The following is a 15,198-nucleotide window of genomic DNA, read 5'->3' as shown; positions in this document are numbered from 1 at the left end:
GGATGGGAATCTTAAAGGATATAAAAAAACATTTTAAAAGAAAGAAGAGGCTTAAAGATCTTCAAACTCAGGATATCATCAATATTCATCTGTATGATGAATCGAAAAAGACAATTCTTTTTACCTCAAGGGACTTCCCCACTCATGATAAGGATTCCGGCTCCAACAGACTGAAAGAAATCATTCTGATTTATAAGGAATTAGGGTATAACTGTATTTTGTTTGCTCCTCATATGTTTGAGGACAGTAGCTATGTAAAGTTTTACCAGCAGCAGGGTATCATTGTTTTTGTAGAGAACAACAAGTATAAAAACATCTACGCTTTTCTTTCTTCTTCTAAAAATATTGACTACGTTTGGTTTAATGGGCCTCTTGCCCTGAATTTGTTCTACAAAAAAATGAAAAATATTCTGCCCCATACAAAGTTTATGTATGACATGGTGGATATTCATTTTTTAAGATATAAAAGAGCCATTGAAATAGAGCCCACTCGTATTTCTTTAAAGAAAAACTATAAACACTTTTTCCATTTGGAAACTGTTTTGGCTCCACAATTAGATTACATCATCGCTATTTCTGACAAGGAAAAGGAAATTATGAGCCAATATGCGGATAAAAATAAAATCATTACGATTTCCAATATCCACTACCCTAAGATTGATATTTCAGACAGAAAAGGTTTTCATGAAAGCAAGGGAATTATTTTCATTGGATCTATCCATGAGCCTAATATTGATGCGGTAAAATTTTTATACGAAAAAATAATGCCCATCGTCTGGAAGACCAATCCGGAACTAGAAGTAAGCGTCATTGGTAATGTTGCTGATAAGCTGGACATCAATCAATATCCTAAGTTTAAATTTCTGGGGTTTGTAGAAAGTGTGGAAGAGTATTTTATGAATTCCCGAATTATGGTTGCTCCTTTAAGATTTGGAGCTGGTGTAAAAGGAAAGATAGGACAGGCTTTTGAATACTTTTTTCCAGTGGTTACCACAGATATAGGAGCTGAAGGAATGCAGTTGATTGACAAAAAAAATGTATTGATTGCCAATGAAGAAAACAGCTTTGCAGAAGCTATTATTCAATTGAATAATAATGAAGAACTTTGGAATACATTAAGCCAGAATTCTGTCGATAGTTTAAAACCTTTTTCAATAGAGGCTGTAAGTACTACGTTAAAAAAACTATAACCACCCATGAGCAACTTTCTAGTAAGCATCATTGTTCCTTGCTATAATGCATCCTATTATGTAAAAGAGGTTCTTGAAAGCCTTCAAAGCCAATCTTATAAAAATATTGAATGTATCATCATTAATGATGGGAGCACAGATGATACTTTAGATATAATTAATACTTTTTCTGACACAAGATTCAAGGTTTACAGCCAGGAGAATAAAGGCCTGTCTGACACTCGTAACTTTGGAATGGAAAAAGCTACCGGAGATTTTATATTTTTTTGTGACAGTGATGACTTCCTTCCTTCCAATGCCATAGCATCTCTGCTATCCGCCTATACCGGCAAAGAGGATATTATTGTAGGAAAAACAGCACTTGTATCCTGGGAAGAAAAAAAGATCCTTTCCTACTTACCCCATCTGGAAAAAAAACAGGCTATTGAAAATAAGCACTCTGAGGTTCTTATTAAAAACATAACCGAAGGATTAAGTCCAATGGCTCAAAATAAACTTTACAAAACAGAATTTCTGAAGAAAAATAGTTTACAATTCCTGAGCAAAATTTATCATGAGGATGAACTTTGGTTTTTTGAGGTCATGTTTGCTGCAGAAAATGTTACTTTTATACCGGAGGTTACTTACCACTACACAGCAGATAACTCTCAGTCGATTACCAAAAAAAACAGTGACAAAAATCTGCTTGGGTATCTTAGCGTGATCAAAACTATTTACGAGAAATATTACCTGAAGTTTCCTGATCAGAGTATTATTGCTTATTATATTGTTTATTTGAAAAAGATCATCATTGGAAATTATAAGCACCATGGAAATTACTCAGCAGAAGCGATTCAGGAAATGGAAAGGACATTCCGAGAAGTAAATCCTAAATTTAAGGATAATATTAAGCTAAGTAATACTGAAAAAAAATATTTTAGATTTCTCAATCATGTAAGTTTAAAAGATTCTGACACTATAAAAAGAGAATATTTTAATTCCCCTGTCAATAGTATCAGAAAACATTATAAAATAGTATTATTCAGTATCTTTAATTCAAAATAAGTAACGTGATAAAGAAAGAAAAATTTCTTTTGGTAATGCCGGATTATTCTGATTTTCCCAAACTATTTTTAGATAATTTGGAAAAAGAGGGGTTTGCCCCCTATTTAATTACAGATAAGGTTTCAAAATTTAGATACAAAGGCTCTGAAAGTATAAAAAATTTTTTTATTAAAAACATTCTGAGAAACAAGAAATACAAGCAGGATCTTATCAACAGACACTTTCTTGAAGACCTTAACAAAAGTATTTCAGCCATTGAAGGAGAATTAGATTATATTTTAGTAATTCGTCCGGATATTTTTCCTATTTCTTTTATCCAAAATTTAAAAAAGAAAACAAAAAAGCTTATTGCTTATCAATGGGATGGCATTGAGAAATTCCCTGAAATTAAAAATTACTTCAATCTGTTTGACTCATTCTTCTGTTTTGAAAATGTAGACTCCCAACCCAATATTAAGTCTATTACTAATTTTTATTTTGATCATCTCCCTCCTGCACATAAGGAATACAACACAGAGAAACCTAGACTGTATTTCGTGGGATTATATTGGAAAAGCCGTGAGGAAAAGATAGATAGGTTCATTGCAGAAGTTTCTGATCTGCACGTAGAACTATCCATTTTCATCCAATACTTTAAGGAACCTGAAAAAAGAAATGAAAAGATCAAATACATCCAGAACAGGATAAGCTTTCAAGAAAACCTGGAACTGGTAAAGGATTCCGATGTGCTTTTAGATTTTGTAGATCCTTTACATAATGGACTTTCCATTCGTTTTTTTGAGGGAATGTACTACAAGAAAAAAGTGATCACTGATAATATAATGGTAAAGAAATACAATTTCTACCATCCTGATAATATCTTTGTTGTAGAAAATAACAATTACAGCAATATTGATCAGTTTTTACACACTCCTTATCACGAATTACCTGAGGAAATTGTAAAACAATATGGTTTCAGTAATTGGATCAGAGAAATAATCCAGGACAAAAAAAATATAAAAGAACCAGTAAACATGAATAATTCCATCAAGATATCTGTCATCGTTCCTTGCTATAATCAGGCTATTTTTCTGGATGATTGCATCAATTCCTTAGTCAACCAGACTTATTCAAACTGGGAATGTATTTTGGTGAATGACGGAAGTACAGATAATACTGAAAATATAGCCCTGAACTGGCAGAAAAAGGACAACAGAATAAAGTACATCAAAAAAGTAAATGGTGGCTTAAGCTCTGCAAGAAATACAGGGATTCAAAATATTACAGGTGACTTTGTTCAGTTTTTGGATTGTGATGATTATTTATACAATGAAAAATTTGAGAAATCTGTTAAAGAGATCAATAATCAAACAAATACCATTGTGATCACAGATTTCCAGCGATTTGATAGCGCTACTCAAACGGTTCTTCCTCCCCATTGCATTTTGAAGACAGAATATTTCAACCAAAAAGAAATTTTGCTGAAGTGGGATAATACCTTTTCAATTCCTATTCACTGTGCTATTTTTTCCAGGGATATTGTAGAAAAATACAAGTTCAACGAAGAACTTAAAGCTAAAGAAGATTGGTTTTTCTGGCTTCAGGCTTATGAAAATACACCGGAGACTCATTTTGTTCCAGAATATCTTTTGGCCTATAGAATGAATTCTGCTGGCATGACACACAATTTGTTTTTCATGCAGGAAAATAGAATAAAAGCCCTTGATAAGCTGGAACAGGTAATTGTAGATAAAGATTTATTAAGAGAATTCTTCAAACAGGATCTTTTGGCTACCATGAAAGAAAACCTACAGTTGATGGAAAGAATCAAGCTGCTGGGTTATAAAAGAACTATGAAGTATAAAATCAACAAGGTTTTAAAAATCATAGGAATAAAAAAGAAGTAATATTACAACAATACAAAAAAGGCTGTCCGAATTATTCAGACAGCCTTTTTCATGATTTCAATTAAATTCAATCATATTCCTATATCATTTTTGACAAGTCATTGACCACCCTTTTTTCTTTTTTAGATGTAGAACTTAAAAACAAAAAAGCCAAGACGAATTGATAAATCATCTCTATAAACGCATAATTTTAAGTAAATTTGCAAAAATTTAAATTGAAAATGGAGAAAGTAAGAGTCCGTTTTGCTCCAAGTCCTACAGGACCTTTGCACTTGGGAGGCGTAAGAACCGCATTATATGATTATCTTTTTGCTAAAAATCAAGGAGGAGAGTTTGTATTAAGAATTGAAGATACAGACACCGCACGATATGTAGAAGGAGCTGAAGAATACATTGAAGAAGCTTTAGAATGGTGTGGAATCATCCCTGATGAAAGTCCTAAGAAAGGAGGAAAATTTGCCCCTTACAGACAGTCTGAAAGAAGAGACATCTACGACAGATATACAGAGCAGATCCTAAAAACAGATTATGCTTACATCGCTTTTGATACTCCAGAAGAGCTGGATGCCATCCGCGCAGAATTCGAAGCGAAAGGTGATGTTTTCTCTTATGACAACAAAACAAGAAACCGTTTAAGAAACAGTCTTGCTCTTTCTGAAGAGGAAGTTCAAGGATTACTGGATGCAAAAACGCCGTATGTAGTAAGATTTAAAATGCCTGTAGACAGAATATTGAATCTTGAGGATATTATCCGTGGAAAATCTTCAGTAAATACCAATACATTGGATGACAAGGTTCTTGTAAAAAATGACGGGATGCCTACTTACCACTTCGCCAACATCATTGATGATCACGAAATGGAAATTTCTCACGTAATTCGAGGTGAGGAATGGTTACCCTCTTTAGGATTACATACTTTATTATATGAAGCAATGCAGTGGGAAGCTCCACAGTTTGCACACCTTTCCCTAATTCTAAAACCAGAAGGAAAAGGAAAACTAAGCAAGAGAGATGGTGATAAGTTCGGATTCCCTGTATTCCCTCTTGACTTTAAGGATCCTGAAACAGGTGTAATTTCTAAAGGGTATAGAGAAAACGGCTATCTTCCAGACGCATTTATCAACATGGTTGCGTTATTGGGCTGGTCTCCTGCTGATGATAAGGAAATTCTTCCTTTAGAAGAGATGATTAAGGAATTTGATCTTCATAAAGTACACAAGGCTGGAGCAAGATTCAGTAAGGAAAAATCAGAATGGTTTAACCACCAGTATATTCAGATGAAGTCTGATGAAGAGCTTCTTCAGATCCTTAAAAATACAGATCTTGATCTTTCTGCTGTTTCTGATGAAAAGCTTTTAAAAGTGATTCACCTGATGAAAGAAAGAGCTACTTTCCCTAAGGATATCTATGAAAATGGAAAGTTCTTCTTTGAAGCTCCGACTTCTTACGATGAAAAGGCATCTAAAAAAGCATGGAATGACGAAACATCTGCTATTTTGGGAGAATTATCCACGATATTTGAATCTACAGACTTTGTTGCAGAAACCTTAAAGCAGGCTATGCATGATTTCGCGGAAAACAAAGGCTTGGGAATGGGTAAGGTAATGATGCCTCTACGTTTATCTTTGGTAGGAGAATTGAAAGGACCAGATGTTCCGGATATTCTGGAAATCATTGGTAAAGAGGAAAGTACCTCTAGAATAAGCAATGCTATAAATAATTTTAAATAGAATTAACATAATTTTTCATACATTTGAAAGATTTAATTTACTTCAAGAAATGGAATATTTAAGTTTCGAACTTCCTATCAAAGAATTGATGGACCAATACCAGACGTGTTCTTTAGTAGGAGAAGAAAGTGGTGTTGATGTAAAATTAGCATGCAGCCAGATTGAGGATAAGATTTTAGAAAAGAAAAAAGAAATCTATGGAAATCTTACACCTTGGCAAAGAGTACAACTGTCCCGTCATCCGGACCGTCCTTATACACTGGACTACATTAACGGAATGGCAGACAAAGGCAGTTTCTTAGAACTTCACGGAGACAGAAATTTCGCTGATGATCCGGCAATGATTGGAGGATTGATTACCCTGGATGGTCAGAAAGTAATGATCATTGGGACTCAAAAAGGAAGAACGACTAAGGAAAGACAGCATAGAAGATTTGGAATGCCAAATCCTGAAGGATACAGAAAAGCTTTAAGACTAATGAAGCTTGCTGAAAAATTCAACATTCCTATCGTTACATTGGTAGATACACCGGGAGCTTATCCAGGATTAGAAGCTGAAGAGAGAGGACAAGGTGAAGCTATTGCAAGAAATATTTTTGAAATGGTTCAGCTAAAGACTCCAATCTTCACTTACATCATTGGTGAAGGAGCAAGTGGTGGAGCTTTAGGAATAGGTGTAGGTAATAAGGTATATATGTTGGAAAATACGTGGTATACTGTGATTGCACCAGAAAGCTGTTCTTCTATTCTATGGAGAAACTGGGATCATAAGGAAGATGCAGCCAATGCATTAAACCTTACTCCTCAGGATGCCTTAAGAGAAAAGTTCATTGACGGAATCGTTGAAGAACCACTTGGAGGCGCTCACTACGATCAGGAGACCACTTATTTAAACTTGAAAAATTCTATTTTACAAAATATCAAAGCTTTTTCCAAATTTACAGGACAGGAGCTTGAAACCCAGAGACAGGACAAGTTCATTGCGATGGGACAGTTTAAAGGATAAAAATAATAAAAGGTTAAGAAAATTTCTTAACCTTTTTTACTTTAGCCTTCTTCTTTAATCCTCAGCAACATTGAGTGCAATCTCAATATCCTGAGTAATTTTCTTTAATGAAGAATATTTTGCATCACACACCATTGTTGTCAGCACATATTCTCCTTTATCTATCAAAATAAAGTTTTGTCCTTTTGCAGGAACTGTTAGATTGTAGTATTTCTTACCACTGATTTTTACAATTAAATTACAACTGGATCTGTTTTTAATATTAATATAAGCTTCTTTAGAACTTATATCGGTATTAAAAATATGGGTCAACATTGCTGCCGTTCTTTTAGCATCATTACTTGGTTCAGACTTTGCTGTTCCGGCACTCTTAGCAGATCCTGCTGATGCATAAGTTACTCGTCTTTCTTCTTTCAAAGCATTAATAGCATCATTAATTTTATCCGTATTCTTGGTATTACTTGTGGTAGCAGCCTTAGTAGTATTACCTGATGTATTATTACTGGCAAGCACCTTACCACTGTTTAACTCATTGTTTTTTACAATCTTTTCAATTTTCTCTTTACTGATTGGCTTTATTGTAGGCTTGGCTTCCGGAGAATTATCAGCCATAATAATATCCATCAATCTTTTTTTCAAGTAATCTGTTTTCGCATGACCGGGATTCTGCTTTATGAAGCCGGCAATCACTCTCGCCTCTTTAGAAGTCTCGGCTTCCTGCTCTGTATAAATAATCACAGTTTCTTTTTCTACAACAGCTTTAGATTTTGATTTTTTCTTTTTTTGAGAAAATCCAAGAGAAAAAACGCATATAAATAGGAGAAGGAAGATTTTTTTCATTAATCAAATCTTTAAAATAGTATTAAATATATTAATAACGTGAAAAGTCATTTTTTAGTTTATCATTAAAATCATTATCTTTGCACTGCTCTAAAATTAAGCTAAAAATTAATACTAATCTTAAATAAAAAATAATAGATATTATGTCTTATACACCAGTTGCTGCAGACGTAGCTAAATTAAGAAACCAAACAGGTGCAGGTATGATGGACTGCAAGAAAGCTCTAGTTGAAGCTGAAGGAGACTTCGAAAAAGCGGTAGATATCCTTAGAAAAAAAGGACAAAAAGTTGCTGCTAACAGAGCTGACAGAGATTCAAGTGAAGGTGCAGTAATCGCAAGAGTAAACGAAGATAACACGTTAGGTGTTGTAATTTCTTTAAACTGTGAAACTGACTTCGTTGCTAAAAACGAAGCTTTCATCGAGCTTGCTTATGAATTAGCTGAAATGGCTATTTTCGCTGCTACTAAAGAAGAATTATTGGCTACAGATTTCCACGGAATGACTGTTGCTGAGAAGTTAATCGAGCAGACAGGAGTGATCGGTGAGAAAATTGAGATCGGTGCATTCGAAAGAATTACAGGACCTTTCTTAGGAGCTTACATCCACGCTGGAAACAAAATTGCTGCTATCACTTCACTTTCTGCTAAAGTAGAAGGAGCTGACGAAGCTGCTAAAGCTGTTTCTATGCAGGCTGCTGCTATGAACCCAATTGCTCTTGATGAGACTTCTGTTTCTCAGGAAACTATTGATAAAGAATTAGAGATCGAAAGACACAAACTTGTTGAAGAAGGGAAGCCTGCAAACATTATCGACAATATTTTGAAAGGTAAAATGCAGAGATTCTACAAAGACAACACTTTGGTACACCAGGATTTCATCAAAGACAGCTCTATTTCTGTAGCTGACTATGTAAAATCTGTAAACGCAGATCTTAAAGTAACAGGATTTGTAAGAATAAGCTTAGCTTAATCTTTCTTTCAAAGAAAATACTTAATCCCGATGAGTTTCATCGGGATTTTTTATGACATAACTTCAATCAGTATGAACGTAAAATGAAGTGAATTTTAAATATTCAACAATTGTAGTATAATCTAAATTTCAAAGTTTTTTTTGCATAAAAATGTGATTATTAATGCTTAGATTTGCGGCCCCTTATAATAACGCATGAAAAAATTTCTACTAGCTATTTTCACTTTTATTTGCTTAATTGTTAATGCGCAATTGGATACTGAGCACTGGTTTGCTCCCATGTCTGCAAGTTCTCTTCAGGGAAATATTCCCCCGCAATGTTATTTATATCTCTCAACCAACGAGACGACTCCGTTTTCTGTACAGGTCTCTAATAATAACATTGTATTTTCTACCGTACAGGTAAGTAAAGGAAATCCCGTACAACTTACAGTTCCAAGCACTTATATGATTGCTTCCACCATGAGCAATCTATTTACCCAGAATACTATGGGACTGCATGTAAAAGGATCTAAAAAATTCTTTGCTAACTTTAGATTTTCAGTTCCTCAACAAGCTGAAATTATTACCTCTAAAGGAATGGCCGGAGTCGGGAAAACTTTTTTCATAGGGACTGCTCCCACTACTTCTCCAAAAGATCATGTAAATTCCACCGTAGGAGTTACTGCTACAGAAGACGACACCACCGTAACTTTATCTGGATATAGTTCTAACATTGTTTTTGCTGATGGCAGCGTAATGCCTTCCAGAACATTTACGATCAATAAAGGGAAATCTTATATCCTTGATGTAAATAGTGATATGGGCGGCATGAATAACAGAAAAGGATTACTCGGTGCAAAACTGGTCGCCAATAAACCTGTATCTGTAACTAATGGAAACTTCAACGGCCTCTATACAACCCAAAACAGTACCAATGTAGATATATTGATGGACCAGGCTGTTCCTACGGAGAGGCTTGGAAAAGATTTTGTAATGGTAAAAGGAAATGGTCCCAATACTGTAGGGATGGAAAAAGCCTTAATTATTGCTACAGAAAATAATACTACCCTTACCATTAACGGAAATATATTACCCGGTGTTAACCTTAATGCCGGAGAGTATCGCATGATTGAGGCTACAAGCTACATCAACCAAGGTAATGGAAATTATAACATGAATATTTCAGCGAGCAAAAATGTGTATGTATATCAACTTCTTGCCGGTGCGTCAGGAAACACAGTGTATCAGACAGGAGGGATGAATTTTATACCACCTTTAAGCTGTTTTTTGCCTAAAGAAATCAATGAGATAGGGCTCATTAATATGATAGGCAGTACTGCTTATAATACAAAACTTAATATCATTACTCAAACGGGAGCAACAGTAACAGTTAACGGAAACCCCATTACAGGATTTGCTTCAGTAAATGGCAATCTAAATTGGGTAACCTACTCCATGTCAAATGTAACAGGAAATGTTACTATAACTTCCACAAAACCTGTTACTGCAGGAATTGCTGCAGGAAATGGAGCCGTAGGATATGGAGGATATTTTGCTGGATTTTCCTCTATTCCGGTGATTTCCAAAACCGGTGATTGCTACAATGGGGTACTTCTGGAAGTAGATCCGGGACATGATGCCTATAAATGGTATCTTAACGGAGTTGAAATTCCGGGTGCTACAACACCTACCATCAACCCTGATGTATACGGATCCGGAATATATACCTGCTATATTACTAAGACCGGTTGTGAGTCCAGAATGACTGCAGAGTATGATTATACGGTATGTCCTCCTATTACAACCACAACTTATGATATCGGATCATGTAATACGAAAGTAATTACTCCGGTATTTACAAGCTCTAGCCAGACAGTGGTTCCGGCTAATACAAGTATTATAGTACCGCCTGCTAATGGAACCGTGGCAATACACCCAGCAACAGGACAAATTACTTATACTCCCAATGCAGGTATTACTGCTGATATTACGGATACTTTTACTTATTATATCCAGGGAAATGGAACTCCGGCAGCATTTGAATATTTTAAAATTGTAGTAAATACCCATGTTCTTCAGGCAACTAATGATAGTCTGTTTTCTTGTGCCGCTGCCAATGGGAACGGAACTTTTAACCTGAAGAATGCCAATGTAACTCCGGATACAAGTGCAACGGTAACTTACTTTACAAATGCCAATTTAACAGGACCAATAGCTACTCCGACGGCTTATTCAGGGCCGTCAGGAACTGTCTATGCTAATGTAACGTCTATCTATGGATGTTCTAAAGTGTCTACCATTACATTAAACACCTACCCTACTCCTAACATTAACACCAGTAGCTTCAATGCTAATATTTGTGATGAAAATCTAGATGGAATAGTGAATGTTAATTTCAATAATGTAACCCCACAAATTGTAGTGAACTCAGCCAACTTTACTGTCAAATATTATCCTACCCAAGCTGATGCCAATGCAGGAAATAACAATACTCTTCCTGCCAACTGGACCTATACTTCCAGTACTACAGTATATGTAAGAGTAACAGCTAATATAGGAGACTGCCCGCCAGCTTTGGGGCAAATTAACTTCACCATTGGTAATAAGATTCCTTTAATAACAAACAACGCGAAAACAGATATCTGTGACAATGATCTTAATGGTTCAGAATCTGTAAACCTTAATGACTACAAGGCTTTATTTACAATAGATCCGGCAGTAGTCTTATCATTTCATGCTTCACTTACCAATGCTCAGGCAGGAACCAACCCTATTGCAGCTTCACAAACTATTACTTCTACAGGTATATTTTATATGAGATTTCAAAGTAGCACAGGATGTCCTGATACTGGTGTATTAACACTTACTTTAAAAGCTCCTAAAAAATCTAACACGCTTCATGATCAGATCATCTGTTCCAACGAAAAGATTCTATTGGATGCAGGACCTGGATTTTCATCTTATTTATGGAGTAATGGAGCAAATACCCAAACTATTATTGCCAATGCAGGAAGTCACTATGTAGACCTTGGATTCAATGGGTGCGTGTATCGCCAACAGGTAAATGTAACTACAGCACAATCTCCAACGATTACAAGAATAGATGTCTCCGGTACTACAGCAACAGTTCATGTAACCGGAGGAACTCCTCCCTATAAATATTCATTAAATGGTTTAGATTATCAGTCATCTAACGTTTTTACAGGATTATCAAGGGGGCTTCATACGGTATATGTAATAGGTTCAGACGGATGTCGTTATATTACCAAGGAGTTTTTAGTTATTAATCTTATCAATACAATTACGCCTAATGGAGATGGCATCAATGATGTCCTTAATTATTCTGAATTAAGAATAAAACAAGACGTATCCATAGAAGTAGCAGACCGCTACGGATCCTCTGTTTATAAGTCTTCAGATAAAAATTATATTTGGGATGGAAGATCAAATGGAAGAAATCTTCCTACAGGAACCTATTGGTATGTAATAAGATGGATTGAGCCAGATTCAAAATTACAAGTTTCATACTCAGGATGGCTTTTAATTAAAAATCGTGAGTAATTTTTAACATTTGTTTATAATTTATTAAAGGTATTTGATTTTTTATTTTAATTTTGTAGAAATCCTAATTCCATACACATGAAAAGATTTCTACTCAGTTTGGTATTACTTTTTTTAACAATTAATACCCTCTTTGCGCAAAGGGATACTGAACATTGGATTGCACCTTATTACACAAGTCCCTCTGTAGGGGAATTTGAAAACAGGTTGTATCTATCCACAGATTCCACAACTCCCTTTCCCGTACAAATACTCAATAACAATAACGTTCTTACAACGGTTACCATCAGTAAAGGAAACCCACAAACTGTTGATGTAGATGCATCCATTATATCTGCCAATGGGACTACCCAAGCTTTTAATGTAGGTAGTAAAGGGCTTTACCTAAAAGGGGAAAAGCCTTTTTATTGTAGTTTAAGATTGGCACAATCTGTACACGGTGAAATTATTACCAGTAAAGGAAAAGCCGGAATTGGTAAGCAGTTTTATGTGGCTGCCAGCCCTAATACAGACCTTAATAGTCTTTACAACTTTACAGCAGGAATTCTGGCTACTGAAAATAATACCAGCGTAACAGTATCATGGAATACTCCAGGGCTAGTATTCACTAACGGAACACCTCCTGGAAACTCGCATTCATTTGTTTTAAACAAAGGAGAATCTTTTATTTTTACCGGAAGTGGAGCTACTGCAGCCAATAAAAACGGATTTATAGGTGCCAAGGTAGTTGCTGACAAACCAGTAACCCTTACTAATGGAAGTTGCAACGGTAACTTTTCAACACCTACAAGTGGTTCTGACCCTATTCTTGACCAGTCTGTTCCCGTTGATAGACTGGGGAACACTTTTGCCATGGTAAAAACAAGATCTACCAATCCTTCATTGAATATGGAAGGTGGACTTATTGTTGCTACTGAAGACAATACTGAAATCTATCTGAATGGATCTACAACACCTGTTGAAACTATTAACGCAGGAGGTTGGTACAGAATTAATGAAACCAGCTATGTAACACAACCTGGGGCTGGAAATCATTCTAACATGCTTATTTCAACATCCAAGAATGTATATCTATATCAATTCATAGGAATAGATAATAATGCAGCCACCAATGGATTCAACTATATACCGCCATTGAACTGTTTCCTACCAAGAAAAATTGATGAAATTGGTAAGATCAATGAAATGCCCGGTGTTATAGATGACATTACATTAAAACTCAATATTCTAACTGAAACAGGAGCCACTGTATTGGTAAATGGCACTCCCCCTACTGCGGCTGAAGGTCCATATCCTCTTACGGGAAATACACAGTGGGTAACTTATGCAATATCTGGAGTGGTTGACAACCTTACTATAACCTCTACAAAAGCTGTAACAGCTGGTATTAACGGAGGATACAGCTCTGCTGGATATGGAGGTTACTTTGCCGGATTCTCTTCAATTCCTGTAATTGCTAAAAAAACAGGAGACTGCGTTCCGGGTATTATTCTGGAAGTAGATGATGGATATGAAACCTACCAGTGGTTCAGAAATGGAGTGGCTATCCCAGGGGCAACATCTTATAGCTATACTCCTACACAATCTGGAAATTACACTGTAAAAGTAACAATGGGAACATGTCCTCCTGTTACTACACCTGTCTATATAGTACAAAACTGTTTAAAAATTACAAAACAAAACCTCGCAGTTTGTGCTACTAAAATTATTACACCTACCTTCACGTCTTCAACACAGACTCCGGTAGCAACTACCGTAAAAATACTTACCCCTCCTACTAAAGGTACGGCAGTAGTAAATCCAAACGGAACAATTACTTATACTCCGAATGCTAACTATGAGGGACCAGATAAAATTGTTTATACATTCTGTGGAGACTCTGTAGAGTTTACAGACTGTGAAGAAGTTACTCTAGAGCTTAATGTTATTCCTTTTGTTGTAAAAGACGATATTATTAAAGCTTGTTGGTATGACGTAGCTCCTTATGCTTATTTTGATTTAACTAAGGCTAAGATTACAGATTACGGAGCAGCAATAAAAAAATACTATCGTTCATTAACTGACCTGAATGCAGGCATCAATGAAATAACAGAACCTGACAACTTCCCTTCAACTGGCGGATTTGTGTATGTAAAAGTATCTACTGCTGAAGGATGTACGGCTATTTCAAAAATTGAACTTATTCCACTTCCAATCAAAAAGTCTCCGATTTTAGTAGATAAATATATTTGTATGGATGCTAAAACAGATTTAGATGCTGGGCCTGGATATGATTCTTATTCTTGGGATAATGGTGCTACTACATCTGGAATCAGAAATGTTGGAGTTGGTGAATATTCTGTAATACTTGGTAAAAACGGATGTTTCCTTACTCAAGTGGTAAGAGTGAAGAAAGCCGAAGATCCTGTAATTCAACAAATCGAAATCAACAATAATAGTGCAACAGTAATTGTAGCGGGGGGTAAAGCTCCTTATAAATTTGCTGTGGACGGAACTGCAAACTGGCAGGATTCTAACACTTTCACAGGATTAACCAGAGGCCAGCACACATTCTATGTAAAAGATGCTTATAACTGTACACCTGTTGCAACAGAAATTACAGTTCCAAATCTATTGAATGCCATTACCCCTAACGGAGATAATGTAAATGACTTCATCGATTACAGTGAACTTGCCTATAAAGACAACCTATCTTTTGTAGTATATGACAGATATGGTAACATGATATTTACCGGAACTAAATTCAACAATTACAAGTGGGATGGAAAGCATTTTGACAAGAGGCTTGTAACTGGTACATACTGGTATCACGTTTCCTGGAATGAGGCTAATAAAGAAAAGACTGAGGTAAAATACACAGGCTGGATTTTAGTAAAAAACAGAGAATAATAAATTCAAAATAAAACATTCAAAACCGCGACTTCAAAATCGCGGTTTTTTTATTGTATTTTCAACAATCCAACACTTTTTATTATTAAATTTGTGATA

The 15,198-nt window shown here is 35.5% G+C and carries 9 protein-coding genes; 8 read left to right on the top strand and 1 reads right to left on the bottom strand.

Features of this window, described 5'->3' with window-relative positions; translation table 11 throughout:
* Positions 1-2: 2 nt before the first annotated feature.
* The 5 genes from SCA31_RS13265 (at position 3) to SCA31_RS13245 (ending at position 6,856) form a co-directional block, all read left to right on the top strand.
* The gene (locus SCA31_RS13265; protein ID WP_410697472.1) at positions 3-1,190 is read left to right on the top strand and encodes a glycosyltransferase; all 1,188 of its coding nucleotides are present in this window, start codon (positions 3-5) and stop codon (positions 1,188-1,190) included.
* A 6-nt stretch (positions 1,191-1,196) separates the two neighbouring features.
* Positions 1,197-2,234, top strand: a complete 1,038-nt coding sequence (locus SCA31_RS13260; protein WP_410697471.1) for a glycosyltransferase family 2 protein — start codon at positions 1,197-1,199, stop codon at positions 2,232-2,234.
* Positions 2,235-2,239: 5 nt separating this feature from the next.
* On the top strand, positions 2,240-4,120 hold the full coding sequence (locus SCA31_RS13255; RefSeq protein WP_410697470.1) for a glycosyltransferase family 2 protein: 1,881 nt from the start codon (positions 2,240-2,242) through the stop codon (positions 4,118-4,120).
* A gap of 221 nt (positions 4,121-4,341) precedes the next feature.
* Positions 4,342-5,850, top strand: a complete 1,509-nt coding sequence (gene gltX / locus SCA31_RS13250; RefSeq protein ID WP_410697469.1) for a glutamate--tRNA ligase — start codon at positions 4,342-4,344, stop codon at positions 5,848-5,850.
* Between the two features lie 49 nt (positions 5,851-5,899).
* Positions 5,900-6,856, top strand: coding sequence for an acetyl-CoA carboxylase carboxyltransferase subunit alpha (locus SCA31_RS13245; RefSeq protein WP_109622416.1), 957 nt, complete (start codon positions 5,900-5,902; stop codon positions 6,854-6,856).
* A gap of 54 nt (positions 6,857-6,910) precedes the next feature.
* Here the strand turns inward: SCA31_RS13245 and SCA31_RS13240 are convergent, their stop codons facing one another.
* A complete protein-coding gene (locus tag SCA31_RS13240; protein ID WP_410697468.1) occupies positions 6,911-7,696 on the bottom strand; it encodes a DUF6759 domain-containing protein in 786 nt (261 codons plus the stop codon).
* A gap of 143 nt (positions 7,697-7,839) precedes the next feature.
* Between SCA31_RS13240 and tsf the strand changes: the two genes are divergently transcribed.
* The 3 genes from tsf to SCA31_RS13225 all read left to right on the top strand — a co-directional run bounded on the left by tsf (position 7,840) and on the right by SCA31_RS13225 (position 15,099).
* Positions 7,840-8,667, top strand: a complete 828-nt coding sequence (gene tsf, locus SCA31_RS13235) for a translation elongation factor Ts (protein ID WP_410697467.1) — start codon at positions 7,840-7,842, stop codon at positions 8,665-8,667.
* 195 nt (positions 8,668-8,862) lie between these two features.
* The gene (locus SCA31_RS13230) at positions 8,863-12,210 is read left to right on the top strand and encodes a gliding motility-associated C-terminal domain-containing protein (protein ID WP_410697466.1); all 3,348 of its coding nucleotides are present in this window, start codon (positions 8,863-8,865) and stop codon (positions 12,208-12,210) included.
* A gap of 78 nt (positions 12,211-12,288) precedes the next feature.
* Entirely contained in the window at positions 12,289-15,099 is a 2,811-nt protein-coding gene (locus SCA31_RS13225) for a gliding motility-associated C-terminal domain-containing protein (RefSeq protein WP_410697465.1), read from the top strand.
* The last annotated feature ends 99 nt before the right edge of the window (positions 15,100-15,198 follow it).

Source organism: Chryseobacterium sp. SIMBA_028, assembly GCF_046535285.1.
Classification (GTDB): domain Bacteria; phylum Bacteroidota; class Bacteroidia; order Flavobacteriales; family Weeksellaceae; genus Chryseobacterium.
The sequence above is the reverse complement of the archived record's forward strand: the minus strand, read 5'-3'. Positions and strand labels throughout refer to the sequence as shown.

What these genes read in the sequence shown, in the direction of transcription:
- SCA31_RS13265 (WP_410697472.1), top strand. Translation starts at nt 3, where the DNA reads ATGGGAATCTTAAAGGATATAAAAAAACATTTTAAAAGAAAGAAGAGG.
- SCA31_RS13260 (WP_410697471.1), top strand. Translation starts at nt 1,197, where the DNA reads ATGAGCAACTTTCTAGTAAGCATCATTGTTCCTTGCTATAATGCATCC.
- gltX (WP_410697469.1), top strand. Translation starts at nt 4,342, where the DNA reads ATGGAGAAAGTAAGAGTCCGTTTTGCTCCAAGTCCTACAGGACCTTTG.
- SCA31_RS13245 (WP_109622416.1), top strand. Translation starts at nt 5,900, where the DNA reads ATGGAATATTTAAGTTTCGAACTTCCTATCAAAGAATTGATGGACCAA.
- SCA31_RS13240 (WP_410697468.1), bottom strand. Translation starts at nt 7,696, where the DNA reads ATGAAAAAAATCTTCCTTCTCCTATTTATATGCGTTTTTTCTCTTGGA.
- tsf (WP_410697467.1), top strand. Translation starts at nt 7,840, where the DNA reads ATGTCTTATACACCAGTTGCTGCAGACGTAGCTAAATTAAGAAACCAA.
- SCA31_RS13230 (WP_410697466.1), top strand. Translation starts at nt 8,863, where the DNA reads ATGAAAAAATTTCTACTAGCTATTTTCACTTTTATTTGCTTAATTGTT.
- SCA31_RS13225 (WP_410697465.1), top strand. Translation starts at nt 12,289, where the DNA reads ATGAAAAGATTTCTACTCAGTTTGGTATTACTTTTTTTAACAATTAAT.